The organism is Streptomyces sp. NPDC048290, from assembly GCF_040652095.1.
Taxonomy (GTDB): domain Bacteria; phylum Actinomycetota; class Actinomycetes; order Streptomycetales; family Streptomycetaceae; genus Streptomyces.
Window position 1 is genome coordinate 73980 of the sequence record NZ_JBEZLM010000004.1, and the last position, 26065, is coordinate 100044.

General features: G+C 68.7%; 24 protein-coding genes and 3 pseudogenes. 9 read left to right on the forward strand and 18 right to left on the reverse strand.

The genetic code is table 11. The features are described 5' to 3' along the window. Positions 1-197 precede the first annotated feature (197 nt). The 5 genes and pseudogenes from AB0D49_RS07490 to AB0D49_RS07510 form a co-directional block, all read left to right on the forward strand. The gene (locus AB0D49_RS07490; protein WP_362752325.1) at positions 198-1049 is read left to right on the forward strand and encodes a M24 family metallopeptidase; all 852 of its coding nucleotides are present in this window, start codon (positions 198-200) and stop codon (positions 1047-1049) included. Beyond that, on the forward strand, positions 1046-2911 hold the full coding sequence (locus AB0D49_RS07495; protein ID WP_362752328.1) for an SDR family oxidoreductase: 1866 nt from the start codon (positions 1046-1048) through the stop codon (positions 2909-2911). The genes AB0D49_RS07490 and AB0D49_RS07495 overlap by 4 nt, the downstream gene beginning before the upstream one ends. Positions 2912-3118: 207 nt before the next feature. Beyond that, positions 3119-3667: an RNA 2'-phosphotransferase gene (locus AB0D49_RS07500; RefSeq protein ID WP_362752331.1), complete on the forward strand. Its 549-nt coding sequence runs from the start codon at positions 3119-3121 to the stop codon at positions 3665-3667. Positions 3668-3879: 212 nt separating this feature from the next. Then, complete coding sequence (locus AB0D49_RS07505) at positions 3880-4002, forward strand: hypothetical protein (protein ID WP_362753454.1); 123 nt, start codon at positions 3880-3882, stop codon at positions 4000-4002. Positions 4003-4091: 89 nt separating this feature from the next. Continuing rightward, positions 4092-4316 (forward strand): annotated as a pseudogene (locus AB0D49_RS07510) (LLM class flavin-dependent oxidoreductase); the annotation flags it as partial. Between the two features lie 114 nt (positions 4317-4430). Here AB0D49_RS07510 and AB0D49_RS07515 read toward each other — a convergent pair. The 3 genes from AB0D49_RS07515 to AB0D49_RS07525 form a co-directional block, all read right to left on the reverse strand. Then, positions 4431-6434, reverse strand: a complete 2004-nt coding sequence (locus tag AB0D49_RS07515; protein WP_362752334.1) for an N-6 DNA methylase — start codon at positions 6432-6434, stop codon at positions 4431-4433. Continuing rightward, entirely contained in the window at positions 6431-7036 is a 606-nt protein-coding gene (locus AB0D49_RS07520; RefSeq protein WP_362752337.1) for a restriction endonuclease subunit S, read from the reverse strand. The genes AB0D49_RS07515 and AB0D49_RS07520 overlap by 4 nt, the downstream gene beginning before the upstream one ends. Positions 7037-7162: 126 nt before the next feature. Further along, on the reverse strand, positions 7163-7288 hold the full coding sequence (locus AB0D49_RS07525) for a hypothetical protein (RefSeq protein ID WP_362752340.1): 126 nt from the start codon (positions 7286-7288) through the stop codon (positions 7163-7165). A gap of 387 nt (positions 7289-7675) precedes the next feature. On the opposite strand from AB0D49_RS07525, the pseudogene AB0D49_RS07530 reads away from it, so the two are divergent. Further along, positions 7676-7768 (forward strand): annotated as a pseudogene (locus tag AB0D49_RS07530) (LLM class flavin-dependent oxidoreductase); the annotation flags it as partial. 63 nt (positions 7769-7831) lie between these two features. Here the strand turns inward: AB0D49_RS07530 and AB0D49_RS07535 are convergent. After that, complete coding sequence (locus AB0D49_RS07535) at positions 7832-8953, reverse strand: DUF4062 domain-containing protein (RefSeq protein ID WP_362752343.1); 1122 nt, start codon at positions 8951-8953, stop codon at positions 7832-7834. A 91-nt stretch (positions 8954-9044) separates the two neighbouring features. On the opposite strand from AB0D49_RS07535, the gene AB0D49_RS07540 reads away from it, so the two are divergent. Beyond that, complete coding sequence (locus AB0D49_RS07540; protein WP_362752346.1) at positions 9045-9497, forward strand: hypothetical protein; 453 nt, start codon at positions 9045-9047, stop codon at positions 9495-9497. 108 nt (positions 9498-9605) lie between these two features. Here the strand turns inward: AB0D49_RS07540 and AB0D49_RS07545 are convergent, their stop codons facing one another. The 8 genes from AB0D49_RS07545 to AB0D49_RS07580 form a co-directional block, all read right to left on the reverse strand. Further along, positions 9606-10415, reverse strand: a complete 810-nt coding sequence (locus tag AB0D49_RS07545) for a transposase family protein (RefSeq protein ID WP_362752349.1) — start codon at positions 10413-10415, stop codon at positions 9606-9608. Positions 10416-10599: 184 nt separating this feature from the next. Further along, complete coding sequence (locus tag AB0D49_RS07550) at positions 10600-11502, reverse strand: LLM class flavin-dependent oxidoreductase (RefSeq protein WP_362752352.1); 903 nt, start codon at positions 11500-11502, stop codon at positions 10600-10602. A gap of 70 nt (positions 11503-11572) precedes the next feature. Continuing rightward, positions 11573-12619, reverse strand: coding sequence for a hypothetical protein (locus AB0D49_RS07555; RefSeq protein ID WP_362752355.1), 1047 nt, complete (start codon positions 12617-12619; stop codon positions 11573-11575). 43 nt (positions 12620-12662) lie between these two features. Next, the gene (locus AB0D49_RS07560; protein WP_362753404.1) at positions 12663-13217 is read right to left on the reverse strand and encodes a GNAT family protein; all 555 of its coding nucleotides are present in this window, start codon (positions 13215-13217) and stop codon (positions 12663-12665) included. A 7-nt stretch (positions 13218-13224) separates the two neighbouring features. Further along, positions 13225-13950, reverse strand: coding sequence for a lasso peptide biosynthesis B2 protein (locus AB0D49_RS07565; RefSeq protein ID WP_362752358.1), 726 nt, complete (start codon positions 13948-13950; stop codon positions 13225-13227). Continuing rightward, positions 13943-15763 carry an albusnodin/ikarugamycin family macrolactam cyclase gene (locus AB0D49_RS07570; protein ID WP_362752361.1) on the reverse strand — a complete coding sequence of 607 codons (1821 nt, stop codon included), beginning with the start codon at positions 15761-15763 and terminating at the stop codon, positions 13943-13945. Before AB0D49_RS07570 ends, AB0D49_RS07565 begins: the two co-directional genes overlap by 8 nt. A gap of 80 nt (positions 15764-15843) precedes the next feature. After that, on the reverse strand, positions 15844-15975 hold the full coding sequence (locus tag AB0D49_RS07575; protein WP_362752364.1) for an albusnodin family lasso peptide: 132 nt from the start codon (positions 15973-15975) through the stop codon (positions 15844-15846). A 101-nt stretch (positions 15976-16076) separates the two neighbouring features. Continuing rightward, a complete protein-coding gene (locus AB0D49_RS07580; RefSeq protein WP_362752367.1) occupies positions 16077-16589 on the reverse strand; it encodes an ATP-binding protein in 513 nt (170 codons plus the stop codon). A 295-nt stretch (positions 16590-16884) separates the two neighbouring features. On the opposite strand from AB0D49_RS07580, the gene AB0D49_RS07585 reads away from it, so the two are divergent. Further along, positions 16885-18090 (forward strand): transcriptional regulator, encoded by a 1206-nt coding sequence (locus AB0D49_RS07585; RefSeq protein WP_362752370.1) that lies wholly within the window; start codon positions 16885-16887, stop codon positions 18088-18090. Positions 18091-18151: 61 nt separating this feature from the next. On the opposite strand, the gene AB0D49_RS07590 is transcribed toward AB0D49_RS07585, so the two are convergent. From AB0D49_RS07590 to AB0D49_RS07615, 6 genes are all read right to left on the reverse strand, one after another. Next, entirely contained in the window at positions 18152-19876 is a 1725-nt protein-coding gene (locus AB0D49_RS07590) for a mobilization protein (protein ID WP_362752373.1), read from the reverse strand. Beyond that, positions 19873-20433, reverse strand: coding sequence for a MobC family plasmid mobilization relaxosome protein (locus AB0D49_RS07595; protein WP_362752376.1), 561 nt, complete (start codon positions 20431-20433; stop codon positions 19873-19875). The genes AB0D49_RS07590 and AB0D49_RS07595 overlap by 4 nt, the downstream gene beginning before the upstream one ends. 345 nt (positions 20434-20778) lie before the next feature. Next, positions 20779-21456: a DUF2637 domain-containing protein gene (locus AB0D49_RS07600; protein ID WP_362753407.1), complete on the reverse strand. Its 678-nt coding sequence runs from the start codon at positions 21454-21456 to the stop codon at positions 20779-20781. Positions 21457-21794: 338 nt separating this feature from the next. Further along, positions 21795-23315: a DnaB-like helicase N-terminal domain-containing protein gene (locus AB0D49_RS07605; protein WP_362752379.1), complete on the reverse strand. Its 1521-nt coding sequence runs from the start codon at positions 23313-23315 to the stop codon at positions 21795-21797. A 149-nt stretch (positions 23316-23464) separates the two neighbouring features. Next, positions 23465-23650, reverse strand: coding sequence for a hypothetical protein (locus AB0D49_RS07610; RefSeq protein ID WP_362752382.1), 186 nt, complete (start codon positions 23648-23650; stop codon positions 23465-23467). A 229-nt stretch (positions 23651-23879) separates the two neighbouring features. After that, entirely contained in the window at positions 23880-25313 is a 1434-nt protein-coding gene (locus tag AB0D49_RS07615) for a recombinase family protein (RefSeq protein WP_362752385.1), read from the reverse strand. Between the two features lie 29 nt (positions 25314-25342). Here AB0D49_RS07615 and AB0D49_RS07620 point away from each other — a divergent pair. Continuing rightward, positions 25343-26023: pseudogene (locus AB0D49_RS07620) on the forward strand (LLM class flavin-dependent oxidoreductase); the annotation flags it as partial. Positions 26024-26065 lie beyond the last annotated feature (42 nt).

The window sequence follows — 26065 nt, forward strand, 5'->3', positions numbered from 1 at the left end:
AGACCAGAGAGCCGTCTTCACCTCACTCTGGAGTCGTACGGGACCCCGAGGGTCCCCCGGGAGAGGGGGACGGATGGCCCTGACAACCCCCCGGGGTGCCGGTCGGCGCCCGCCTTATTGACGCGGGCTCTAACAAGTGCGAGATTCGGCGACGTCAAGTTACGACCACGTACCGCGACCGGTGGGGCGGGGATGCCATGACGACGGCGACGACGGCAGTGATCAGCGGGCGCACGGCTCCACTGCGCGGCTTCCGCACCGTGCAGCGACTGGCGTACGAGTGCGCCGAGGCGGTCGCCGCCCAGCTCGCGCCCGGAGTGACGGAGCGTGAGGCGGCCCGGATGCAGCGCGCCTGGCTGCGCGAGCGGGGTGTGCGGGACTGGTTCCATCTGCCGTTCGCCTGGTTCGGCGACCGCACGGCGTTCGCGGGCTTCAGGATTCCCCTCCAGTTCTTCCCGACCCATCGCGCGCTGGAGCCCGGGATGCCGTTCATCCTGGACATGGCACCGGTGTTCGAGGGATACACGGCCGACATCGGCTACTCCGGCTCGCTCGGGCCGAACCCCGTGCAGGACCGGCTGATGGCCGACCTGGAGGCGCACCGGGAGCTGATCCTGCGCGAGGTCCGGGAGCGGCGCCCGCTGCGGGAGATCTACGAGGACGTGGACCGGCTCATGGTCCGCCAGGGTCATGCCAACCGACACCGGGCCTATCCGTTCGGGGTGATCGCCCACAAGGTGGACCGGGTGAAGGAACGCCGCTGGTCACCGCAGCTGTTCGGGTTCGGGACCCAGTCCCTCAAGGGGCTGGCCGCCGACGCGCTGCACGGTCACCGCGAGGGCTGGTCGCCGCTCTGGTCGCCGTACCGCTTCTCCGACCATCCGCCGCGGCCGGGGCTGTGGGCGGTGGAGCCGCATCTCGGGTTCCGTGGCACGGGCGCCAAGTTCGAGGAGATCCTCGTGGTCACCGACTCGGCGGACCCCGAGGAGAGCGCCTTCTGGCTGGACGACGATCTGCCGCACGTGCGGCGCTGGGCGGAGGAGAAATGAGCCGCGACGAGCGGGACATGAGCGGACGGGACGGCGGAGAGGGAAGCGGGCGGGACGGGGGACCGGAGCGGGTGCCGGGCGCCTGGCCGCGGAGGCGTGCGGACGGCTGGCCGGAGGGCGCGCGGGAGCGCCGGGTGGCGACCGGCGGCGTCGAGCTGTGCGTGCTGGAGCTGGGCGATCCCGTGGCGCCGACCGTCGTCCTGGTGCACGGATACCCGGACAGCAAGGAGGTCTGGTCGAAGATCGCCGTCCGGCTCGCCGACCGCTTCCATGTGGTGCTGTACGACGTCCGCGGCCATGGCCGGTCGAGCGCCCCGCGCCCGCTGCGCGGCGGCTTCACCCTGGAGAAGCTCACCGACGACTTCCTCGCCGTACTGGACGCGGTCAGTCCGGACCGGCCGGTGCATCTGGTGGGGCACGACTGGGGCTCGGTGCAGTCCTGGGAGTTCGTGACCGTGCCGCGCACGGAGGGCCGGATCGCGTCCTTCACCTCCATGTCGGGCCCGTCCCTCGACCACTTCGGCCACTGGATCAACAGCCGTCTCAAGCGCCCCACCCCGCGCCGCGCCGCCCAACTCCTCGGCCAGGGCGCCCGGTCCTGGTACGTGTACGCCCTGCACACGCCCGCCCTGCCGGAACTGGCCTGGCGCGGCCCGCTCGGCAAGCGCTGGCCCGCCGTACTGCGCCGCATGGAGCGGGTCTCCGGCGACGGCTATCCCACCGCGTCGCTGCCCGAGGACGCCGCGCACGGCGCCTGGCTCTACCGCGACAACGTCCGGCGGCGCCTCGCCCGGCCCCGCCCGGACCCGTACGCGCACGCCCCGGTCCAGCTCATCACCCCGCTCGGCGACGCCTTTCTCTCCGAGCGGCTCTACGACGATCTGGAGCGGTGGGTTCCGCAGCTGACCCGGCGGACCCTGCCCGCGCGGCACTGGATTCCGCGCACCCGGCCCGAACAACTGTCCGCCTGGATCGAGGAGTTCGTCATCAGCGTCGAGGGCGGCCGTCCCGAGCCGCGCACCGCCACCGGCCGCCATGCCGACCGGTTCGGCGGGCAGTTGGTCCTGGTCACCGGCGCGGGCAGCGGCATAGGGCGGGCCACGGCGTTCGCGTTCGCGGAGTCCGGGGCGCGGGTGATCGCGGTCGACCGGGACGGGGAAACGGCCGCCAGGACCGCCGAGATGGCCCGGCTCATCGGCGCCCCGGACGCCTGGGCCGAGACCGTCGACGTGGCCGACGAGGAGGCCATGGAGAAGCTCGCGGAGAAGGTCGCCGCCACGTACGGCGTGGTGGACGTGCTGATCAACAACGCCGGGATAGCGGTGTCCGGTTCGTTCCTCGACACCACCGCCGACGACTGGCGCAAGGTGCTGGACGTCAACCTCTGGGGAGTGATCCACGGCTGCCGGCTGTTCGGACGGCAGATGGCCGAGCGCGGTCAGGGCGGCCACATCGTCAACATCGCCTCGGCGGCGGCCTTCCAGCCGTCCCGGGTACTGCCCGCCTACAGCACCACCAAGGCGGCCGTGCTGATGCTCAGCGAGTGCCTGCGCGCCGAACTCGCCGGTCGGGGCATCGGAGTCACGGCCGTGTGCCCCGGTCTGGTCAACACCAACATCACCGCCACCGCGCATTTCGCGGGGGTCGACGCGGCGGAGGAGAAGCGCCTCCAGAAGCGTTCCGCGCGGCTGTACGGACTGCGCAACTATCCGCCGGAGAAGGTCGCGGACGCGATTCTGCGGGCCGTGGTGCGCAATGAGGCGGTGGTGCCGGTGACGCCCGAGGCGCGTGTGTCCCGGCTGATGTCCCGGTTCACACCCGGCGCGCTACGGGCCCTGGCCCGGGTGGAACCACGGCTCTAGGAGGGCTGGTTGGGGAACTCCGCTCCCAGGCACCGGGGTTCCCCAAATCCCCTACACAACAGCCTTCTTCGCGAAAAGGCTGAAAAGGAAGGGGTGTTGTCCACAGAATCGCCAATTCACCTGTGGATAACTACTGTTGGTTGTGGATCAAACCTGGAGCGCGAAAATCATATGCGTGATCCGGGTCTCGCCCGGCACCCTGACAAGATGGACGAAAGACGTACGGTGAAGGTGTCGAAGTATCTCTCCAAGCACCTTCGCCACCAGCCCGAGCGGATCGGGCTGGAGCCGGACACGGGCGGCTGGGTCGAGATCGACACCCTCATCGCCGCCGCGGCGGCCCACGGATTCCGGTTCACCCGCGAGGAACTGGACCAGGTGGTCGCCACCAACGACAAACAGCGGTTCGCGGTCGAGGGCACCCGTATCCGCGCCAGCCAGGGCCACACCATCGACGTGGACCTCGGCCTCCCCCCGGCCACCCCACCGCCGTACCTCTACCACGGCACCGTGGCCCGCCATCTCGACGCGATCCGCGCGCAGGGGCTGCGGCCGATGAACCGGCACGCCGTGCATCTGTCCGCCGACCGGGAGACCGCGACCCGGGTCGGCGCCCGGCGCGGCCGACCCGTGGTGCTGGCCGTCGACTCCGGCGCCATGCACCGGGACGGCCATGTGTTCCAGGTCAGCGCGAACGGGGTGTGGCTGACGGGGGCGGTGCCGGTGGGGTACCTGCGGTTCCCTGCGGGGCGGTGAGCGGGGGGGTAGGGGGGCGGCGCGTTCCCCTGGGGGCGTTGCCCCGGGGGGAGGGGGAAGCACGTTCCCCTGCGGGCGTCGAGCGGGGGCAGCGGGGCGGCACGTTCCCCTGCGGGACATGGGCAGACGGCGGCACGTTCCCCGCCCGGCGCCGACCCGAGGGCCCACCCCGTCCTCGCGCCCACCGCACCCGGCATCGCATGATCGTCTCCATGGAGCATCTGCCCACCACCGAAGCCGCCGTCGCCGCGCTGCGAGCCATCGCCGTGGAGTACGCGCGGGAGATCGAGGTCGGTCATGACATCGGCGCCGAGATCGGACGTACAAGGAGCTGATCCCGACAGCCGGTCTCACCCCGTGGCTGAGCGGACGCGTGCGGTGAGTGTTTCACGTGAAACAGCCGCGGCGGCATAGGCTCGAAAGCATGAACCTCCGCCTGAGCACCGTGATCCTTCCGTATCGCCGCTGGCAGGAGGGGAGCCGGGAGTCCTGGGAGCGGGCGGAGCAGCTCGGGTTCCACACCGGATACACCTACGACCATCTCTCGTGGCGCAGCTTCCGGGACGGACCGTGGTTCGGTGCCCTGCCGACCCTGACGGCCGCCGCGACCGTCACCGAGCAGATGCGGCTGGGCACGCTGGTCACCTCGGTCAAGCCTCTTTCACCTATCGCGGTGTGACCTGGTCATATTCGCTGTCGCCAACTCAGATACCGATGAGCCTGACGTGGTCAGCGCACAGCCGGGCCATGTAGAACAGACCGGTCAGGTGTAACCGAGATCCTCCAGGCGGACTCTGAGCCGTGCTGCAGCCGCCTCACTCTGCTTCTCCAAATCCATGATGGAAGTCTCGTACCGGTCCCCCCATGAGCGGTAGACGTCGACCATTCCCTGTCGCTCTGCGGCAGCAAGCCTCTCCACGTGAGAGCAAAGGTCGTTGCCAAGGACCTCAAGGACGCGCTCGCGTGCCAGGCCCTCAGGGAGACACGAAGGCTGGCCGTCGGCCACAGCCCACCGGTCGATCACCCCGGGAAAGCTCCGGAGGTCCAGGCTTCTGAGGTCGTCCTGCCGGACGGCCCACCATGCCGCGAACGCACCGGTCAACTGGTACCGGTCCAGGATCCCGGCTGGCAGGAGCTCATCACGGAAAGAGGCCATGAGCCGGGAACGCGACGTCAACAGATTTCCGGTGCCGACGAGTTCGGCAATGCGTGATGCCGTAGCCTGCCACCATGAGCGGCAGTGGTCGACGAAGTCTCCTTCTCGGGCAGCGGCTAGGTTTGAGATCCGCGCTGCCGTCGCCTCGCACCCGCGGGCCGGGAAATCGAAGTAGCCGGAATCCTTCGTCATGAACAGGTCGGTGAGGCCAATACCGAAGACCTGGAATGTCTTCATCCCTGCGGCGACCTCACTTCTCGGTACCCCGCCGAACAGTGCGGCACGGACGTCCAGAGAGGGCTCGGCGGTTGGACCCGGGTCGACATAACGCCGGATGTTGAGGTTGAAGCCGTTGGCCTCGATCTCGTCCAGAGAGACCACCCGCGAGAAGCCGGGGATGTCCGCCCATTCGTGGAAGGCACCCACGATCTTTTCCACGTTCTGCGGCTCCAAGCGGTTCCGTGACCGCCCCGTGACCACTTCGCGCTCTGCGTTGACGAACAAAACCTGGCCGCGCTGATCCGCCGATGTTCCGCCTGTGCCCCGCAGAACCAGAATGCAGGCAGGGATGGACGTGCCGTGGAAGACATTCGGTCCGATACCGATTACTGCTTCGAGTCGGCCGTCTTCGACGATTCCCCGGCGGATTTGCTCCTCCGCCCCACCCCGGAACAACACACCGTGCGGGGTGACGACCGCTCCGATCCCGTCCGGAAGGAGTGTGGCCAGCACGTGCTGGACGTTCATCAGATCGGCCTTCTTACCCTGCCCGGGGGTCCAGCCGTACTTCATCCGCTCCGGATGCCTGATCTCCTTCTCGGAGTAGTTCATCGAGAAGGGAGGGTTGGTCAGTACACGGTCGAAGCGCCTGAGGTGCCCGTCCTCCAGTGAGTGAAGTGGATCGGTCAGTGTGTCCCCGCAGAGCACGGAACTGCCCTTGAAGCCGTGCAGCAGAAGGTTCAGCCGAGCTGTGGAGCACGTCGCGGCATTCATCTCCTGCCCGAAGAGGGTGAGGTCCGCGCCCTCCCCATCCTGCTCGTCGACGTACTGCCCAGCCTGGACGAGCATGCCCCCTGAGCCGGCGAACGGATCGTAGACCGACTGTCCTTCCCGCGGCCGAACCAGGCGCACCATCAGGCTGACCACAGAACGAGGCGTGAAGAACTCTCCGCCCGTTTTCCCGGCGCTGTCGGCGAACACGCCCAGGAGGTAGTCGTAGGCGCGGCCGACCACGTCGCCGAACTCCAGGTCGCCGTCGTTCAGCGGAACACGGTCGAAGTGATCGACCAGTGCCTTCAATTCGCCACGGCTCAGTCTTACGTCGAAGTCGACGGCCTCGAACACGCCCTTAAGGGCTTCCGGGTTGCTCTGCTCAAGTGCCCACAAAGCCTCGTTGAGTACCCGCCCCGGTGCCTTGCCCTCGTAGCCGACGATCTCGGACCAACGCGCACGGTCAGGCACCTGCAGGATGCCCGGCTGATCCGAGACCCGCTTGAGAAGCAGCATCGCGGAGATGACCTCACGGTACTGCGACGCGTCCATCCTGCCGCGGAGGATGTCACCAGCGTCGGCGAGGGCTCGTTCCAGTTGGTCGAGCTTCAACAGACTCACGTGAGCCTCACTCCCTGGATCAGTTCTCCGAAGATGGCCGGCCGTAGTGCCTCCAGGCGATCAGCCATCTGCCGCTGAATCCTGATCCGTGTGTCGACATCCGCCAGCGCTTCGACGACAGCGTGCTGCCGGTCCAAGGGCGGCACACTGACCGGCAACTCGTTCAGCATCGCCGAATTGAGCGAAGGCACTGTACCCGGGATGGACTGGCCCAGCATGTACCGTTGCACGGGCGGATACGACAAATACGACACGAGGTACTCGGGCAGGACACGGTCCCGCTGGGGCCTGATGCGCAGACAGGACGAACCATAGAACCAGGTGGCATGTTCCGCCTCGATCAGCGCCAGCCGGCCGAGCGTCCCCTGCCGTACGACGAGGATGTCGCCCTCCTGCAGCGAGAACCGGGAGAGGCGTTTCACTTCGTCCCACGGAACCCGCCGTAGCCGCCGGGTGTCCACTCTGTGGCCGTCGGTGAGATCCGGCGGCGAGATCACCGGCACTCCGTCGGGGCCGTCATGGAGGATGTCCAGCAAGGAACCGGAAGGGCCTGCCTTCACCTCGCACAGGGTCCCGAGCGGGATCTCGTGGTCCCAGCTCATGGATACGTCGTCTCCTTTCACAGTTCTTCCGTCCTCTTCCCGGCACTCCTCGATCTGCCGTGGTCCCGCTTGTGGGTGGTGGGGGGTGCCGGTGCGGGTGCACACCTGCACCGGCCCCCCCCCTGGTCAGGCGACCCTCCTCCAGCACTGCATGGCGCCGCGCATCAGTTCCTCGATGGCAGCGGCCAGCAGAGCCATGACGGCCACGGTCAGCGCCGCCGGACCGTGCCCCAGGGCGAAGGCGCCGGACACAACCAGAACGATGATCAGCACAAGCGGCGCCCCAGCCTTGATGGCCCAAGGCGGGAGGGACCATGCATGATGGGTATTGGGAATCCTCACGAGGATGGCCTTTCTGTCTTCGCACTCTGTGCGGGGATGGTCGAACCGCGCCACCCTGCCGGGCGTCCAAACCATGCAGGGTGGCGCGGCGCTGTGTGTACGGCACCACACACCGAGTCCGGGCCTCGCCCGATCCTCGGTGACACAGAGGACACTACACCTCGAAGCTAGCTTCGCAAGATCCAGCCTCGCTCCAACTGCTTCGCCGAGGCTAGTGAGTTGGCCCGCATCCCATGACCGCGTTACCGCAGCCGCCGGTGCGCCGCAGGCCGTCTCGCCTATCGCCGAGGTGCGCGTCTGAGCGCTGTGATCCTGCCGATCCACCGATGGAGCCACGGATGGAGGCTGCGGCGGCACGCCGAACAATTCGGTTTCGACGTCGCGTACACCTAAGACCATCTCTCCTGGCAGGGTTTCCGCGACAGGCCGTGGTTTGGTGCGATTGCGGCGCCGTTACCTCGCCAGTTGGGCGAATAGCGCTCGGGAGAGGTCGCCAGCGACTTCAGTGGCTCCATTATGCAAAGCTGCAAGGCTGACAGATTCGTCCGGTTCAGTTCTCAGATTGCCAATCGAACGGCCAAACCCCAGTGGCTGAGCGCTGTTCCGCGAGCGATGCGGATCAAAGGTATCGATGCTCGTGATCCCGTCCAGAGAGACGCCAACCGCTAGGGCAATGTGCCCTTGCTGGATAATGTCCAACGCGCCCATCAGCCGGAGCATCTCGGCAAGCTGCTTAGGTAGCAGATCAGGGTCCAGAATTGATCCCATCTGGTCCCTTGGCAGCGTAGCGCCAATAGAAATCTGTCCAGTTTTGTAGAGTCGAACCTCTACGAACTCTCCAATTTGTGGCTTATCTCGATTGCGACGTCGATCGGTATCGATACTGACGACCGCATGATCCTTAGTGCGAGAGAGGGTGAGCGCGACGTCATTCTCGATGTGCCCGGTCCCGCGTACCCGATTCGCCAGCGAATCGATGTACCGCTCCATCTCACGGACAGAGTATCCCGGGTGATCTATAGATAGCGCATGGAGCTCAAGTGTAGAGGTTTGGTTGCGGAAATGTGAATTCACCCTGTTGTCGTCAGCGATCCAGCTTAGAGCGGGAGCCTGGGTCAATCTTGCGAATTCTAGAGGGGATGGCTTTGAGGCCAGTTCGCGTAATCCTCGGGCGACCTTGGCTTGAAGGTCCAAGCTATCTTGAAAGGAATCTCGAAAAACGCCTGTGGCGTACTTCTCCACGATGCGTGTGAACTCGTGCTGGTCAGGTTCGAAGGTTATCCCAGTCTTGCGGTAAACGAGCCGCGGAATTCCCTTCTTCTGTGCGTGCACCCATTCGTCATGAGTGGCCGACTGCCCAGTCTCGGGGAAAACGTGACCATAGTTGGGTCCTAGGAGAAGCAGACAGACATCTGCAGAGTCCAGTGCCGCCAAGCATGCTTCCCTGCTGGGTGTGGACTGGGCTGAGAAGTCCTCGAAGCGCACTGGCGTGTAGCCCAGCGCAGTGATCAAACCGGGGAGGGAGTCGCGCTCGCCCTCCAAGCCCTTCCGAACACTGCTGATGAAGACTCTCACGCTACGGTGTCCCCACTGCTAGAGGTCCGCCTGCGAACCAGGGCGGTCCGTACGGCACATGGTATCCGGCTGTGGTTGGGGGCGGGGGCTGATGGCTGAGATCTCGGAGGAGGCACTACGTGGTTACTGGAAGGAGCATCGGGAGCAACTGCGTCAGTCTGAGACGCAACGCTCGACTCTGACCAACATCCTGCTTGTCATCACAGCCGCTTTTAGCGCTCTGATTGTCCAGCAGCGCTTCTCGCTCTACGTGATGCCCTTGTGTATCTTTGTTTCGCTAATTGGTCTGTACGGTGCAGTGGTCGTGTCTAAATATTATGAGCGCGCCTCTTACCACCTGTCTCAAGCCCGTGCTCTGACCAGAGATCTCGCAGAACTAGGGGTGTTGGCCACCGATGAGAGGCTGGTGCAGGCGCGAGCGGATCATTATCGCGCATTTCCTCGGATGCATCGCATCCGGCTTCATCGTCTATGGGTATTCCTGCATCTAGCCACCGGGCTCTACGGACTGTCGCTGCTGGCCGTATGTGTGGTCGTGGCCTGACCGGAAGGAGGCCAGTATTCCCCACCCAGTTCGCATTTCAGCCTTCTGGGCACAGGGTGAAACGTTGCCCATGCTCTGTGCAACTGAGTGACGTTTTCTCAACGGTGATCATTTCCAGATTCTGTTGAGGGCGAGGGCGGCGCGGGCGATGTCGCCGATCCGGCTGGGGCTGATGGTGACGTGTTGCAGGGTGCGCCAGCGTTGCTTGAGTTCGGCGGCGGCGCGTTCGCCGAGGGCGCGGATGCCTCTGATCAGGCTGTTCGTGGTTCGCCTGTCTGTGTGCAGGGCCTGCTCGGAGTGGCCCTTCGGGCGCCGGACGGGGATGAGGATGCCGATCCCGGCGCCGATGTAGCCCTTGTCGGCCAGCGTCGGGAGGTCGTCTGCCGCGGCTTTGTACAACGCGGGCAGTGCGTGGATGCGGGCGGCGGTGATGTCGGGGACGCTGCCGGGCTCGACGTCGGAGACCCACAGCGGGGTGCCGTCCGGGGCGGACAGGAACTGGATGTTGCCGCCGAATGCCTTGTGCTTCTGGCTGAACCACAGGTCGTTGCCGTTGTCGCGGACTCCGGCGAGGCGGTCGGATTCGATCAGCGTGCCGTCGAGGATGACGTGGGTCATGCCCTCGCGTCGGCAGTGGTCCAGGACCTCGTGCAGGTCGGGGGCCTGGTCGGCGAGGACGTCGATGGCTTCGTGGAGGTAGCGGTAGCCGGTGGCCTGGGAGACGCCGGCGTCACGGGCCAGGCAGTGCACGCAGCCGCGCTCGCGGAACCAGCGCAGGACGAGCAATGCCTGGCGGAACGGGCCGAGTGCCCGACTGCCGCGCGGAGTGCCGACGCGCCGTCGGTGCGCGGCCAGCAGGCGGGACAGGTGATCCACGACATGGCGCGGGACATCGAGCGTGGCAACATAGGTGACCAACGTGAAGCCTCTGGTGGTTCGGACACGATCTTGTGGTGAGACCTGTCCTACCAGGGGCTTTACGTCTGCCCGTAGCCGGGTGCGGTTCGCCTTCGCCGGACCTGCAACACACATGGCCTGATCTGTACGGCTTCACGTAGGTCATTTCGCTGAGAAAACGTCAGTTACAGAGAAAGAAGATCACTCAACCCAAGCGGCTGATGGCCTCGGTGGCGATGGCCTCGAAGACTGCTGGGGCGGTCGCGAAGTCCGAGTCGGCGATCGGCCAGTGGATCACGATCTCGGTGAAGCCGAGCTCGCGGTGGCGGCCGGCGAAGTCGACGAAGGCGTCGACCGACTCCAGTGGGCGGTTCCGGTCCGGGGTGAAGCCGTGGAGCAGGATCTTGTCGAGCTCGACCTCATCCCGGCCGAGCTCCGCGCACGCCTTGCCGAGCTTATCGATCTGGTCACGCAGTGCCGCCACCGACTGCTCGGGGGTGCCCTCGTCGTACAGCTTCGGGTCGCCGGTCGTCACCCACGCCTGCCCATACTGCGCTGCCAGTCGCATCCCGCGCGGCCCGGTCGCCGCCACCGCGAACGGCAGCCGGGGCCCCTGTACGCAGCCGGGGACGTTGCGGTACTCCGCCGCCGAGTAGAAGGAGCCCCCGGCGTCCGTCTCCCACTCGGTGAGCAGCCGGTCCAGCAGCGGCAGGAACTCCCCGAATCGGTCGGCACGCTCGCGGGGCGTCCATGGATCCTGGCCGAGTGCGGCCCCGTCGAAGCCCTTGCCTCCCGCGCCGATCCCCAGGGTGATCCGACCGTTGGAGATGTCGTCGAGCGACATCAGCTCTTTGGCGAGCGGGACGGGATGCCGGAAATTTGGAGAGGTAACAAGGGTGCCCAAGCGGAGACGCTCGGTCGCCGTGGCGGCAGCGGTGAGGGTGGGGAGAGCTCCGAACCACGGACCGTCGCGGAAGGTGCGCCAGGAGAGATGGTCATAGGTGTACGCCGTGTGGAAGCCGAGCTCCTCGGCACGCTGCCACTTCGTGCGCCCTCCCTCGTGCCAGCGGTCGATGGGAAGGATCACGGTGCTCAGGCGCAGACTCATGTCACCGAGCCTACGTCGGACTCAGAGGGCTCTTGATGCGCCTGTGGCGTCGGGGCGTCAACCTTACCGATCACGAGATGGTGTCTTCGCTCCGGTACGCGGGCGAGCTTTCGCCTCGAAGTGCTTGATCCGCGATCGAAGCGATATGGCCGACCTGTTTGCGCAGCCGCTCCAGCTCCAGCGAGTGGTGCTTGCTTTCCAGGACCGTGGACAGCGCGGCTGTAACTGTTTCCTGGTGCCCGCTGGTGCCGAGCAGTTCGGCGGCACGGCGGAGCAGGACGGTATCCACATCCACGCTGGCTGAGAGGGGCGGGGCTGTCAGAGCCGGGGCGGTGGACCCAGGGGATCGGTTGGTCCTGCGGCTGGGGCCGGATGACGCTGGCGGAGGTGTGGGTTCAGCTGTCGGCGGGGGTTCTGCTGGGACGGTGTCCGGACTGCCGAGTACGGTGAGCACCGGCTTTCGGTAGCCGACGTGTCTGCCCATTTTGGTGGTGTACAGCACAAGCTCCAGGGTGAGCTCGCACATGGCCGGGCCGTCGACGTGTCGCAGTGCCTCATCCAGCTTGCCGAGCTGCTCGGCCAGCTTCCATGAACCCGATCTGAAGCGGAACTCGCCGAGGGTTGGCGCTGCCGCGATCCGGAATATGAGGTCGATGGACGGCGACGGGCCGCTCCCTCTCTTGGCCTCGGTCTTCCTGTCCTCAAGCAGTCGAGGGCATCCGCAGGGCTGGCCCTTCTTTTCTTCCGGTGACAGGAAATCCACACCGTCGCAGTGGTGGACGACATCGTGGCCGCGCCAGAGGATCAGGTCAGACGCGAGTGCGTCAGGGCCGTCCACGAGCACACGAACGCTCTCATGAGTCGTGAGCACTTCGTAAGCGAGACCGCCGTCGGCTTCGTTCGGTTGGACCTCGCCACCCAGGAGGTCAGCGATCCGGGTGGCTGTAGCGACGTCGTCAGTGGTTACGCACCAGGCATCGAGAGCCCGCGGCAGTCCCTCGGAAATGCGCCCAGCATGGAAGCGCCCTACTTGGCTGGCTGTGCTCTGTGTCATTCCGATTCGTTTCCCGTCGGGCTTGAGGGAGTATGCAGGCGGCGGCGCGGAGGCTTCACGCATCTGCGAACTTCCGCTGGCTGGGCCCGGATCAGACCGGATTAGCTCACCTGGGCAGTAGTGGTGTGACCACCGAGGGCCCAGTGAAGTCGTCGGCGGTGGCGTCCATGACGATCTCGTCGCAGACCTGGCCGAGCCAGTAGCCGGCCTGGCGCATGGCGCCCACGGTGCGGAAGCCGGCCTTTTCGTAGGCGCGGATGCCGGGCTTGTTGGGGGCGAGGACCTTGAGCCAGACCATGCGGAGGTTGGTGATGTGGAAGGCGTAGTCGAGGGTGAGGCGGGTGGCCTGGGTGCCGAGGCCGTGTCCGCGGGCTTCGGGGGCGAGCATGATGACGTACTCGGCGGTGCGGACGGCATCGTCGGGGAGCAGGGTGGTGACTCCGGCGGGGACGGGTTCGCCGCTGGTGAGGTCGTAGACGGTGAAGCGGGGGTTGCCGCCGCGGAGCTGGTGGGCCATGCCCTCGGTGCGGGCTTCCAGGGATTCGGGGGTCTGGCGGCCGTAGCCGACGAGGAGGGCGGGGTCCTGTTCCCAGCGCCAGTAGGTCTCGACGAGGTCGGCGCGGTAGGGGCCGAGGGCGCAGGTGTCGTTGGAGATCCACAGGATGGGGTCAGTGCTGGCGCTGATGGCGGGCTCCGAGGGTGAGGGCGGGGGTGAAGGCCAGGGTCGAGGGCGGTTCGGCGGCCGGGGCTCCGTCTGCGGTCTGGACCCAGGCGTGCAGCCGGACGGGGTCGGGCGCGACGCCGTGACACCAGGTGACCGAGAGACGGCGGGAGGCCAGAAGTAGCACGGCGGCGGCTGATTCCTCCAGGCATGCGGTCCGTGCCGGTGAATACCAGCCAGCCCGGCGTACGGAGTTGACGGCCGAGGCCGCCTCGGTGGGGGTGGCCGGGCGGCGGGTGGTGGCTGTGGTGTGCTTGATCACGGCGGTGAGCCGGTGCATGGCGGTGTGCGGGGCACCGGCGCGCTTGATCCCGAAGACGGTTCCGAGGGCGGCCATGGCCATGGGGGAGCAGACAGCGCCCGGACGGGTCGTGCCCGCCGTGTGTTCGGTGCCGCCCCAGCTCGCGACAGGTGCCAGGGCGGTTACGGGCGCGGGCCACGGGGCTGGCGTGAGGGCTGGCACCAGGAGTTCGGCGCCGATGAGCTGTGTAGCGAGGGCAGGTGCCATCGAGGCCACGCGTCCCGTGGTGGCGGTCTCGCGCCACTGGGCAGCGGCAGCGGGGAGAAGGCACTGGACACGACCAGTCTGGTAGTCGAGGAGGACCAGGACGTGTCCGAAGTCCACCGAGCGGACGTTGCGGGGCGCGGTGGCGAAGCCGGGCAGGTCAGTCACGGAGGCTCCCGGCGGGTTCGCGGGTCCAATTCGGGGCGGGTTCGCGGTGGTGGGCGACGAGCCAGGCCTCGGCCATGAGCGCCTGTTCCACCGTCGCCAGCGGCATCGGCACGCCGGCTGCCGCCTCCCGCAGGCAGCGGCGGAACCGGTCCGGGGCGAGGAGCCCGTAGGAGGCGAGGTAGCCGTCCGCGAGGGGAATCAGCTCGGGGAGGTTGGCGCGCATTCCTGTGTAGTGGTCGGCCTCGAAGCTGCCCTTGGTGGTCCGGGCCGAGACCTCCGGAGGCAGGAGGTCCGCCATGGCACGTCGTAGCAGCGGCTTGTACTCGTGGATGGCCGGGCGCCGGTCGAGCGGTGTTCGCAGTACGGCGTCCACCACAACGGCATCGAGGAACGGGTTGTGGAGGTCGATGCCGCAGCTTCGCGCCAGGACGGCATCGGCAGTCGCGGTGCGGGCGATCTCGCGGATCTCGTCCACCAGGGTCCGCACGGAGAAGTCGAGGTCCGGAAGTTGATCAGGCGCCGCTGCGGCCTCGTGCGCAGCGGCGACCAGCTTCTCCCGGGCCGCCGGTTCTGCCCAGCCGGGGAAGGGCACCAGGGGGAACCAGCGCACCAGCCCGTGATCGTGCCGGCCGGGAGTGCCCACCGTACGGGCGAGACCGATGAGCGCCGCTTGGCGGCTGGTCCTGGCGACCTTGGCGGCGTCCCGAAGCAGGGGAAGCGTCGGCCTCCTCCGCAGCCGGGCCCATCCGAAGGCTTCGCCCACCGCGCGTTCGATTCTGCGGTGCCGGAACAGGTCGGCGAGTCGGATCGGTGGCTGGAACAGGACGCTGTCGCCTCCGTCGCCGGTCAGATGGGTACGGGTGCCCAGTCGTTCCTTCATCCAGCGGAACTGTCCGGTCAGACGGGCCTGGGTCAAGGTCGAGGGCGCTGGCTCGTCGGTCGCGGGGACGGCGGTGATCCGGGTGTACGGGCGGTGCTCGGCGGTCAGCGGCAGCAGGTGGTGGGTGATGCGGTTCGTGTGCGCGGCGGCGGTGAGGCGGGCGTACCGCAGGTCCGCCCCGGTCTCGTCGCCCTCGGGGTGGATGGTGACGGCGTTCAGCCGGGCGCCCGGCGGAAGGGCCCGCCCCGCCAGAACCGCCAGCGACGTGGAGTCCAGTCCACCGGACATGTCACAGGCGAGACCCGGGTCGGCCGCCGCCCGCAGGACTACGGCTTCGTCGAGGGCCTTGCGGAGACGTCGGTCCGGCGGGCCGTCGGACAGTTCGATGGGCCGCCAGAGGGTGACACGGCGCGGGGTGCCGCCATCCTTCGGTAGCTCGATCCGGCTGCCGGGCGGAAGCTGTTCCACCCTGGTGAAGAAGGTCCGCCCGTTGGTGAGCGCGGGGACCGAGGGCAGGAAGACGGTGCAGGCCAGACGCTGGGTGTCGATGCCGGCGCCGGTGAGCGAGGCCAGGGCGCGGGCGGAGCTGCACCACACCCAGTCGTTCTCGTGCCGGGTCAGATAGACGGGCTGGGCGGCGGCCGGGTCGGTGTACAGCACCATCCGGTCCTCGTACTCGTCCACCACGGTGTACGTGCCGGGCCATCGCCACGTGATGTCGGACGGGATCGGGGCGTCCACCAGACGGGCGACCTCCTGGTCCGAGCAGCCGGACCAGCCCAGGACTACGACTCGACGGCGGACGTCGTCGGCCGAGGAAACCCGTACCGGCCCCGGGCCGAGCCGCCAGATTGCCGATCCGGCGGCGATGGATTCCGAGCCCACCGGACGGGGACCGCCGGAGCGGGTCGTACAGCAACCTCCGAAGATCATGTCTTCCTCACAAGGGGCCGAGGGGGGCGAACGGAAAGAGGTGGTGCGGCCCCGCACAGGGCCGCACCACCTCGCGGGCGTCAGTTGTACATGCGGCGCTTGTCCTCGCTGCCGGTGCCGCCCTGGCCCTCGGTCAGCTCGGCGATCTCACCGATCTCGACGGGCAGCAGGTCGTCCTCGATGTTCACGGTGGTGTTCAACGGTTCGTTCATGGCGCGTTCCCTTCTTCTGGGTGATGGGAGGTGCGGTGGTGCGGCCCGGCCCGCTCGGCGATGCCGTCGCGGACCGGACGATCAGTGGCCGGTCGGGGCCGTCAGGCGGCCTTGCCCGGCGGGTACGTCGGCGGACGGAGGGGTGCGGACAGGCGGCGGGCGACCGATCGGGCCGCCTGGCATGGTCGGAAACCCAGCCGGTGCCGGGTCCGGGGCTGCCGGGGGATCGCGATCTCGGCCCAGACCCGCTTGCCCAGGCCGGCCCGCTCGGCGCCGTGGCGGATGGCCAACTGGTCGATGAGCAACAGGCCACGCCCGCTCTCGGCGTAGAGGCCCGCTGCACGGCGGTGCGGCAGGGCGAGCGAGTCGTCGTACACCTCGATCAGCACCCGGCGGCGTCCGAGGTCGGCGTGTACTCCGACGGTGAGTACGGTTCCGGTGCCGTGCACTACTCCGTTGGTCACCAGTTCCGAGGTGGTGGTGATCAGCGCGGTCTCGGAGTCCTCGTCCAGGTGCAGATCCCACTGGGTGATGAGGTCGCGGAGTCGTCGGCGGCTCAGTGGCACGGAGGACGGGTCACGGACCAGGAAGAAGCTTCTGCCGCGTACGCGCATGACGGACCCCTTCGGTGGCCGACGGACCTGGGCGGTGAGGTGGGCCGCGGCGCAGGAAGGTATGTGTTGTCTTCCGCCTGCCGACCGGCTGCTATCCAGTCAACTCCGTGACCGGTCCGGCCACCGGTGCCAGGAAGGGGTGCGTTTCCGCGTGGGGGACCGGTTCAGGGGGCCAGGATGAGAGACGGGACTTTCAGACGCTTGGGGGATGGGCATGATGGCACCAGAGGGCATCGGGGCCTTACTGAGGGAAATCCGGGAAGCCGAAGGACGTTCCCGCGAGGAACAGGCTCTGGTGCTGCAGGAGGCCCAAGGGGGAAAGTGGTTCGACCCGGAGAACCTCAAACGCTGGGAGACCGAACGCCGTCTGCCGACACCGGTGTGGCACGAACTGCTGGCGAAGGGCTACGGGCGTTCGGTCGAGGAGATCGTCCACGCTGTGGCCGCGAGCAGGCGCTGGCGTAGGCAGCAGCGCCGAGCGGCCCCGGCCCCGGACGGCGAGGGGAAGGAGGAGACGGCGGTGGAACGACGACGATTCTTCGGTGTGGCGGCGGTGACGGCGGGAACGGCCGCGCTGCCGGGTATCGCCGAGGCCCGGCAGGGCATCGACGCCGGCCTCTCCGGCTCCGACGCCGGTGATCTGGCTTACCTGGCAGGCGCTTTCGAGAGGCACCGAGGCGGATACCACGGTCGGCCACCGAGCCTCGTCCTCGACGAGATGACCGCCGATCTCGGCCTGCTGCGCGAGGTCCTCGGCCGCCCGCATCCGGCGGCCACCCGGGCGGAGCTGGCCCGTACGGCGGCGGGGATCACGGGTCTGGTGGCGATCATCCAGCACGACCGGGGAGATCAGCGGGACGCCTACGGGTGGTTCGCGACCGCCGAACAGGCGGCCCGGGAGTCCGGGGACCGGCACATGCTGGCGTGGGTCCTGGCCCGGCATGCCATGGTCCCGCTCAACTACGGAGCGCCGAAGACCGCGGCGGCTCTGGCCATGCGCGCCCGTACGGAAGCAGGGAAGACACCGACCGCTGCCGCCGCGCTCGCCGCCGCCGTCACCGCGCGGGCTCTCGCCTCGACCGGTGATCACCAGGCCGCTCTGCGCGCGGTCGCCGACGCCCGTTCCATCGCCGACCGGCTGGACACCTCCCAGGCCGCCGACACCTGGTTCGGCTATCCGCTCCAGAAGCACCACGTCCACCTCTCCCAGGCGTTCACCCTGATGGGCCGGACCCGTGAGGCGTACGAGGAGCAGGAGGTGGCGCTGGCTCTCACCCGGTCGCCGTCGGTGATGACGCGCGCCCTCCTGTCCATCGACACCGCCCTGTGCCTGTCGGCGGACGGTGATCACACAGCGGCGGTGGATCTCGCCTCGGACGTCTGGACGAGGCTTCCGGATGCGTACCGCCAAGGCCTCGTCCGCTCGCGGGCGGAATCCCTGCACCGAACGCTGCCCGGCTCAGCCCACGAAGCCTTCGGAGACGTGCTGGTCAGTCGCTGACCGGAGTCACCGTACGGCAGGGGGATCACCAGGGAGGTGATCCCCCTGCCGCTGGTGCTCTCTAACGCCGGGACCTCCGGCCGAGGTCGGTAGGAAGACTTGCCCTGGTGGACGGCAGGCCATCGGGCTGCGGGGAACGCGGCGGAGGCATGGCCTGGGTCGTGCGGCTGCGGGCGGCTTCGGCGCGATGGTTGGTGATGGGGTTGCGTGCGGTGTGCTGGATGCGGGTGATGAGGACGCGGGCGGGTTGGCGGGCGGTGGCGAGTTCGCGCTGGGCTGCGGCTTCTTTGAGGAGTTGGTGGGGGTGGTGGCCTCGGGCTTCGGCGTCGGTGAGGAGGGTGGTGAGGGCGGGCCAGGCGGGGTCGGTGAGGATGCGGTCGGCGTGGTCAGGGACGACGGCGCGGACGTCGCGGGCCAGGGTGGAGCGTGTCTTGTCGCCGGAGCTGCGGTGTTCGAGGGCGGTGAGCTGGGGCGAGAGTGCCTGATCGGTGGCGGCCTGGAGGTGCTGGACGGCTTGGTGGGCGGCGTCGGCCTGGTGGGCGTGGCCTCGGGCTTCGTGCCAGCGTCCGGCGATGATCGCGGCCCAGACGAGTGCGGCGACCAAGGCGGCGAGGGTGCTGCCGTCGGGGCCGGTGGCGGTGTGGGCGATGTCGCGGGCGGCCGTACGCAGGGTGTGAGCGGCCCGGTTCTCGGCGCGGATCTGGGAGCGCTGGGCGCGGGCGAATGCCCTGGACGCTGCCCGTAGTTCGGCTTGGAGCTGGGCGGGGGCTTGCTGAGCGGTGGCTTCGAGGAGTTCGCCGAGGGCGGCGATGTGGGCCTGGGCGCGGGCGCTGTCCTCGCCGTTGGTGATCTCCGTGTGGAGGGTGTCGAGGGCGCTGGTGGCGCGGTGCCAGGCGGTGGCGGGGTGGGTGCGGCGGGCGGTGGGGTGTTCCTCGGGGCGGGTGGTTTCAAGGCGGGCCCGGAGTTTGGGGAGGGTGAGGTCGGGGGCGAGTTTCCCGCCGGGGTGGAAGATCTGTTCGCCGTCTTTGTTGAGGTCGCCGGGACGGCCGAGGGCGTAGCCGAGGAGGTCTCCGGAGGGTCCGCGGCGAGGCTTGACGGTGATGTCGTCGGCGGCGAGGTAGGCGAGGAGTTCCTCGGTGTCGGTGACGTGGGGGATGGCGGCGCGGACGCGGTCTTCGAGCCATTGGCGGCTGGTCTGTTCCCAGCCGAGGCGGGAGGCTTTGTGCATCTCGGCCTGAGTGGGGGCGCGGGTGCCAGTGCGGTCGCCCTTCTTCAGCCGGCGCAGCCCGTAGTCCTTCTCGATCCGGCGGCATGCGTCGCCGACGCGGATACCGCTGTCGTGGAGTTTGGGGCGGCGGCCGTCTTCGCGGACTGTGGTGGCGAGGATGTGGATGTGGTCGTCGGCGTGGCGGACGGCGATCCAGCGGCAGGCGAGGTCGTCCCCGGGCGGGGCGATGCTGGCGGCTTCGACGATTCGCTGGGCGATCTCTCCCCATTCGGTGTCGGTGAGGTGGCGGTCCTCGGGTGCGGCGCGGACGGGGCAGTGCCAGACGTGGTCGGTGACCTTCCTGCCGAACTCGCTGTTGCGGAGGCGGACGGGTTCGTCGAGGTGGCGGGCGAGCTGGGTGAGGGTGGCGTTCTCGTCGCGGCCGGGGTCGGGCATGCCGAGGGTGGCGAACGCGGCGACGATGTGGGGGTCGAAGTGCTGGTCGTGGGTGCCGAGGCTGTAGAGGTAGGCGAGGAGTCCGCGGGTGTTGGACCCGGCCGGTTTGATGGCGGCGATCACGCGGCGAGATCCGTTCCGGTATCGGCCGGCCGGTGGAGGGCTTCGGCGATCAGCTCCAGTAGATCGTGGAGTTCGGCGAGACGCTGTCGGATGTCGGGCGGTGTGAGGTCGCTGTTGAGGGCGCGGGCGATCTGGTTGACGTTGTGGCCGATTCGGTTGAGCTGACGCAGGACCTGGGCGCGGAACATGTGGGTACGGCGCCGGTCCTCGGACAACGGGAGGTTCGCGGTGAACCGGCCGGATACGAACGCCAGGACGATGTCGGCGGCGAAACCGGATTCGCCCTTGTAGCCGTGCTCGGCAGCGGCCTCCTGGAGGAGCAGGCGCTCGGCATCGGTGAAGCGCAGGGGGCCGACACGGTCGGTGCGCTTGGTGCCGGTGAACCGGCGGATCGCGGGCCGGACGCTCGGCACGGCCGGCTCGTCGGAAACGGGCGCGGTGTCGGCGACGGGGTGGAGGATCTGCTGCTGTACGGCGTGAAGCTCGTCCGGTTCGGGGCCGCCCTCGGCCCCGAACCCTTGGTCCGGCGCCCCCTGGCGCTGGGCCGTCTCCGCCACCCCCGGGGCGGAGAACCCCGAAGACCGGCCTTGAGTCGGACTCGGGGTACTACTGGCTCCGCCCGGGGCACTGGTCGTGAACGCCTGCCGCAGACGGGCCAGCAGCCTACGCGGCTTCGCCAGCGGTGGGACAGGGACATCGGTGACGTGCGGGCCGTGCGGGTCGTGTTTCACGGTGGACATCCAGAACGGGGACGGTGGCGGGCAGCGGAGTTCGGGGCTTGTGGGCCGTTTGCTCCGGCTGACCCACAGGTGTGGACGGGAAGCCGAGACGGTGAGGACCGCCGGTGACGGGGGTGGTCGGAAGGGTTCCGACCACCCCCGTCTGTTCCGGTGGGGGTGTGGTCAGCCGCCGGTGGGGCTGGCTTCAGCTTCGGCGCGGAGGGTGTTCATGACCTCGGTCAGTCGTTCGCCGCCGACCTTGAGACCCTTGTCCCGGATCGCTTTCAGGACGACGGTGCGGGAGACCCGACCGCATTCGGCGACGGCGATACTGCCGATCTCCACCAGCTCGTCGAGGGTGGCGTCCGCGGGCCGCCCACCCCTGCGGGCGACCTCCGGAACCTGGGCTGGCGGCTCCTGTGACTGGCCGGGTATGGCCAGGGCGTCGGGGTTGGCCGGGGGCGGGGTGTCCGGGTGGCGTGGGGGTTGGTCGACGAGTTGGTGGATCTGCCGCATCAGGACGCCGAAGGCGAGGAGTGCGGCGGTCGGGGGGACGGCGGCGACGATGTAGTCGAGCACGGGGACGGTGCCGACGGGGGCTGTGCCGTTGACGCCGGCCACGTTGAGTGCGATGGAGCCGATCGATCCGGTGGCGGTGAGGGCGATGGCCCATCCGTCGGTGACCCGGCGCAGTCCGGCTCGGAGCATGAGGAGTTCGCCCGCGACGATGAAGGCGTCCAGGGTGGCGGGCCAGGCCCATTGGCGGGCGGGCGAGCCGCCGAGGCCGTGGCGCCCGGCGACCTCGGCGAGGTGCGCGTACGAGAGCCAGAACGCTCCGGCGGTCAGGGCCACGATGACGATGCCTGCGGCGGCGAGGACGTACCGTTCCGCCCTCTGCTGCGGCGTGCCCGTCGACTGCGCCGATGGGTCCGGCCGATGCTGGGACTCCTGGTGAGCCGACGACGGGGCGGGATGGTGCACGGTCAAGCGGGGTTCTCCAGGGACTGTGAAGGCGGGGCGCTTACGCTGCCCCCTCTCCAAGGAGGGGGCAGCGCGTAGGCGCCAGGGCGTGGAAGCGCCGTTCAGTGGGGCGTAGGCGTGTGACCTGCGGCTTCCTGGGTTTCGTACGCGGTGGAAGCCGTGCGTACGCGCCTTCGGTGGTCCGGGGCGCATACGGCACCGTGTACGGGTCCGCCCGGTCAGGACACTGCGGAGATGTGGTGAGGCGTGATCGCCTTCCAGCGGGTGGCCTGACCGCCGCCAGTGCCGCCGCCCGCACCGGTCTCCTGGCTGGCGTGTCCGCTCTTGGCGAGGTTCTCCAAGCGGCGCCGGGCCTTGGCGATGTCCGCAGTGGTGGGTTTGTGCTCGCCGGTGATCTGGGACGCGAGCTGGCGGGCGGTGAGCCCGTTGGCTCCCGCCTGACGCAGGAGGGTCAGCGGGTCAAGGCTGGTGTCGACGCGAGAGAGGCCACGGGGGTGGTCGTGGATGATGGGCAGTGGACCGATCTCGTCGTCGATGGTCTTGAGATGGTGGAGGTGGACCACCGGGTCTCCGCCCGCCCCGCTGAGGAACAGGACGCTTCCCGCGCCCGCCGTGAACCAGGCGGAGCCGTATACCTGGTCGAGGACGGGGCGCTGGGTACGCGAGGCATCGGGGCCCTGTTTGCGCTGGTGGTGCAGTTCGAGGAGTTCCACGCCGTCGCGCAGGAGCTGCTGGCGGGCGTTGTTGTACGCGAGTCCGGCCTCGTCGTCGGTGAGTTTGCCGACCACGTCCTTAAGGCTGTCGATCACCACGGTGTCCGCTCCGTGTTCGGCGGCCAGCTCGGTGAGAAGCTGGGGCTCCGTGTTGAGCGACGCGGGCAGTGGTCCCGACCAGAAGACCAGGCGTCGGCGCAGGATGTCCCGGTCGACCCAGTGTACGACCCGGGTGAAGGCGCGGGCGAGCTGGCTGGGCCGGTCCGCGGCGATGTAGAGGACCTTCTCGCCCTCCCGTACCGGCATGTCCAGGACCTGGGCGATCAGGCCGAGGCGGGCGAGGACGATCTGCTGGGCGATCGTCGACTTGCCGACGCCGGGTGGTCCGACGAGCATCAGGCTTTCCCCCGAGGCCCAGGCCGCTTTCCCTGGTGTGCCCCACAAGGGCTCGGTGGTGGTGGGGGTGTCGGTGACGAAGGACCAGCCGTCCACGGCGTACCGCTGGAGTCGTCCCCCTGAGCTGTGGCGGGCGCGGTCGTCGGCCTCGCTCAGTGATGCCGCCAGCAGGCTTCGTACCTCGGCCGGGTCTGCTCCCTGCGCGGTGGCGCTCTGGAGCACGCGGACCGCCGTGGCCTGGAGGACTCGTAGGTCGGCGTGGCTTCGGACGATGTCCGCGTAGTACGGGGCTCCGGACCCCACGGCCGCCGAGGTCGCCAGCGAGTGCAGGTACGGGGGGCCGCCGACGCGGGTGAGGTCGCCTGTGGATTTCAGCTGATGGCAGAGCGCGATCGCGTCGGTCGGTGCTTCCCGCCTGCGCAGTTCCAGGAGGGCGTGCCAGATGGTGGTGTGCGCGGGCCGGTAGAAGTCACCCGGCTCCAGTATCTTCCGGACGTCGTCGACGACCGTGCTCTGGAACATGCAGGCGCCGAGCACGGCGGCCTCGGCCTCCGCGTCGTGCGGCGGGTGGCCGTGACGTCGATCGCGTCCTGCTGGCCGTGGCCGGCGGGAGTGAAGGGCGCTTGCCACTGCCGGGTCGTACCCTGGGGCACAGAGCTTCCTTGTCTCGGGCCGATACGGACTGGCAGGTCCCGGCCCGGGTAGATCGTTTGGGCGGTCGTCTTGGGAGTCCCAGCGGCCTTGGTGCTCCAACACCAGGGCCGCTTCTCGTACGCGGGCTATGCGGCCTTCTCGAACCGCGACCCGGTCATCAGGTCGGCCAGCCGCGCGGCGCTGTGCGGGCTGATCGCCGTGGTGAATCCGGCGCAGACGCGGCGCAGGGCCTGAGCTCGGGCTTCCTCGTGCTGTTCGGCTCGGGTCGTCGGGGTGGTCGGTGCTGTGCTCGCCTCGGGCAGCAGGCGCACGGGCAGCTCCTCGTGGACGGTGCGGGGATGGCAGTTCCCGCACCGCGCGGGTCGTCGGGCGGTCGGTGGATCGCGCGTCTCCGAGTGCTCCAACACCCGGGTACGCGCATGCCGCCGACGGCTGACCTGGCGGGTCGTCCATCGGCGATGCCCTCAGAATCCGGAGGATCCCCGTTTTCACCAACCGGGACATCCGTGGTAGAGGCATCGGCCGCCCCGGCACCGGCCCTTAGAGCTGGTTCTGCTCGATGTCGATGCGGTCCCAGTCGAAGACGCCGCTCGGCTTGCCCGAGGCGTCGATGACCACACCGGAGAAGAGGAAGCGGAGTATGGCGTTGCGCCGCTCGTCCGTCATCTCCTCGGCCTCCCAGGCCGCTCGGGCACCCGGTCCCGTCAGCCCGTCGAGCAGCTTCACCGGGCGCACGACCATGCGGCGCTGGGCTTTGGCGATCCGGTCGGTGATCTCCTTGCGCATCGTCCGGTACTCCGCCGTGGAGATCTCCTTGGCGGTCCACATCTGGTTGAGGTCGGCGAGCTGCGACTGGTCGGCCTCCACCGCCTCCGTCAGGGCGTTCGCCGGTGTGGCGGAGGCGAGTCGGCCGGAGACCGTGAGTCGGCCGAGCAGATCGATCGCGGCCTCGGTGACGAACCCCTCCAGCTTCACGGCGGCGATGCGGCGGACGCACTTCTTCTCGTCGTTGCGGCTCTTGCGCGTGCACAGGTACGAGGGCACGGCGCCGACCTTCGTGCCCGACATGAGGGTGCCGCAGCGCTTGCACATGACCAGGCCGCGCAGCAGGTAGAAGCGGCGCAGCTCCAGGTTGGTCCGGTGGACGGCGGACCGGTACTCGCGGCGGGCGCGGGTCTCGGCCCAGGTGCCGGCGTCGATGATGGCGGGCCACTTCCCGGGGCCGACCTCCTCGCCCCGGTGCATGCGGATGCCGGCGACGTGGCGGGAGTCGAGCAGGGCCCGGACGGTGCCCTGGGTCCACTCCTTGCCGTAGACGGTCTTGACGCTGCGCTTGTGGAGGACGAGGGCGATGGCCACCGGGCTCTGGCCCTTGAGGTAGCGGTCGAAGACCTCCCGGACGATCTCGGCCTCGTCCTCCTTGACGGTCATGCCGTCGGGCTCGTACCCGAATCGGCGCTTGCCCGAGTGCGGCATTCCGGTCTCGGCGCGCTCCGCCAGCGCGGACTTCAGACGGCGGGAGGTGTCGTCGGAGGAGCGGCAGGCGTGGGCGACCTCGATGCGGAGGATGAAGCGGTCGTCGGGGTCGGACAGGTTCCGGCGGTTCGCCTCGCCGTGCAGCACGATCGCGTGCTCGTCGGAGACCTGGAGAAGCTCCTCCAGGTCGCGCGGCTGCCGCATGAGCCGGTCGGGGTGGTAGGCGATGACGTGCCGGAACTCTCGGCGCCGAGCGCGTTCGAGGAGCTCGTCCCAGCCGGGGCGCTTGCGGTTCCGGCGCCAGGCGGAGCGGCTGTTGTCGACGAAGACGTGGGCGGGGTCGATGGCCAGGCCGCGCCGTTCGGCGACCTCCCGGCAAATACGTTCCTGCCGGTCCACGCCGGTCTGGTCGTCATCGTCGGCCTGGGATATCCGGCAGTACAGGGCAGCCGGTTCACCTGGGGTGATGGCCAGTTCTGAGGGCTTGGGGCGGGGCATGGGACCGATGGTATGAGCATGGGTTGGGCTCGCCGAACTTCCGGCATCCGGTGACCCTCGCCAAGGAACTGATCTCGCTGGACGACATCTCCGGCGGACGGATCACGCTCGGCATCGGCGCCGGAGGCACCGGTTTCGACGCCACCGCGCTCGGCCAGGAGCCCTGGACGCCCCGGGAGCGCGCCGACCGGTTCGGTGAGTTCGTTCCGCTGCTCGACCGGTTGCTCAGCGAGGACGCCGTCTCGTACGAGGGCAACTACTACTCGGCGCACGAGGCCCGCAACATCCCGGGGTGTGTCCGGCGCCCCCGGCTGCCGTTCGCCGTCGCCGCGACCGGACCGCGCGGGCTGCGGCTCGCCGCCCGCCATGGACAGGCGTGGGTGACCACCGGCGACCCCCAGCTCTTCGAGACCGGCACCCCCGAGCAGTCGGTCCGTGCCCTGCGCGGCCAGGCCGAGCGGCTCGCGGACGCCTGTGCCGAGCTGGGCCGGGACGTGAACGGGCTGGACAAGATCCTGCTCACCGGGTTCACCCCGGACCGGTCGCGGCCCCTGGAGTCGCTGGACGCGTTCGTGGACTTCGCCGGGCGGCACAAGGAGATCGGCTTCACCGAGATCGTGATCCACTGGCCGATCCCGGACACGGACTTCGCGGCGGACCAGAAGGTCTTCGAGCAGATCGCGATGGAAGCGGTGGCACAGCTCTCCTAGGTCGGCCCCAGGGGGCCGGTCCGTCGTTCGGTCCGTCGGTCG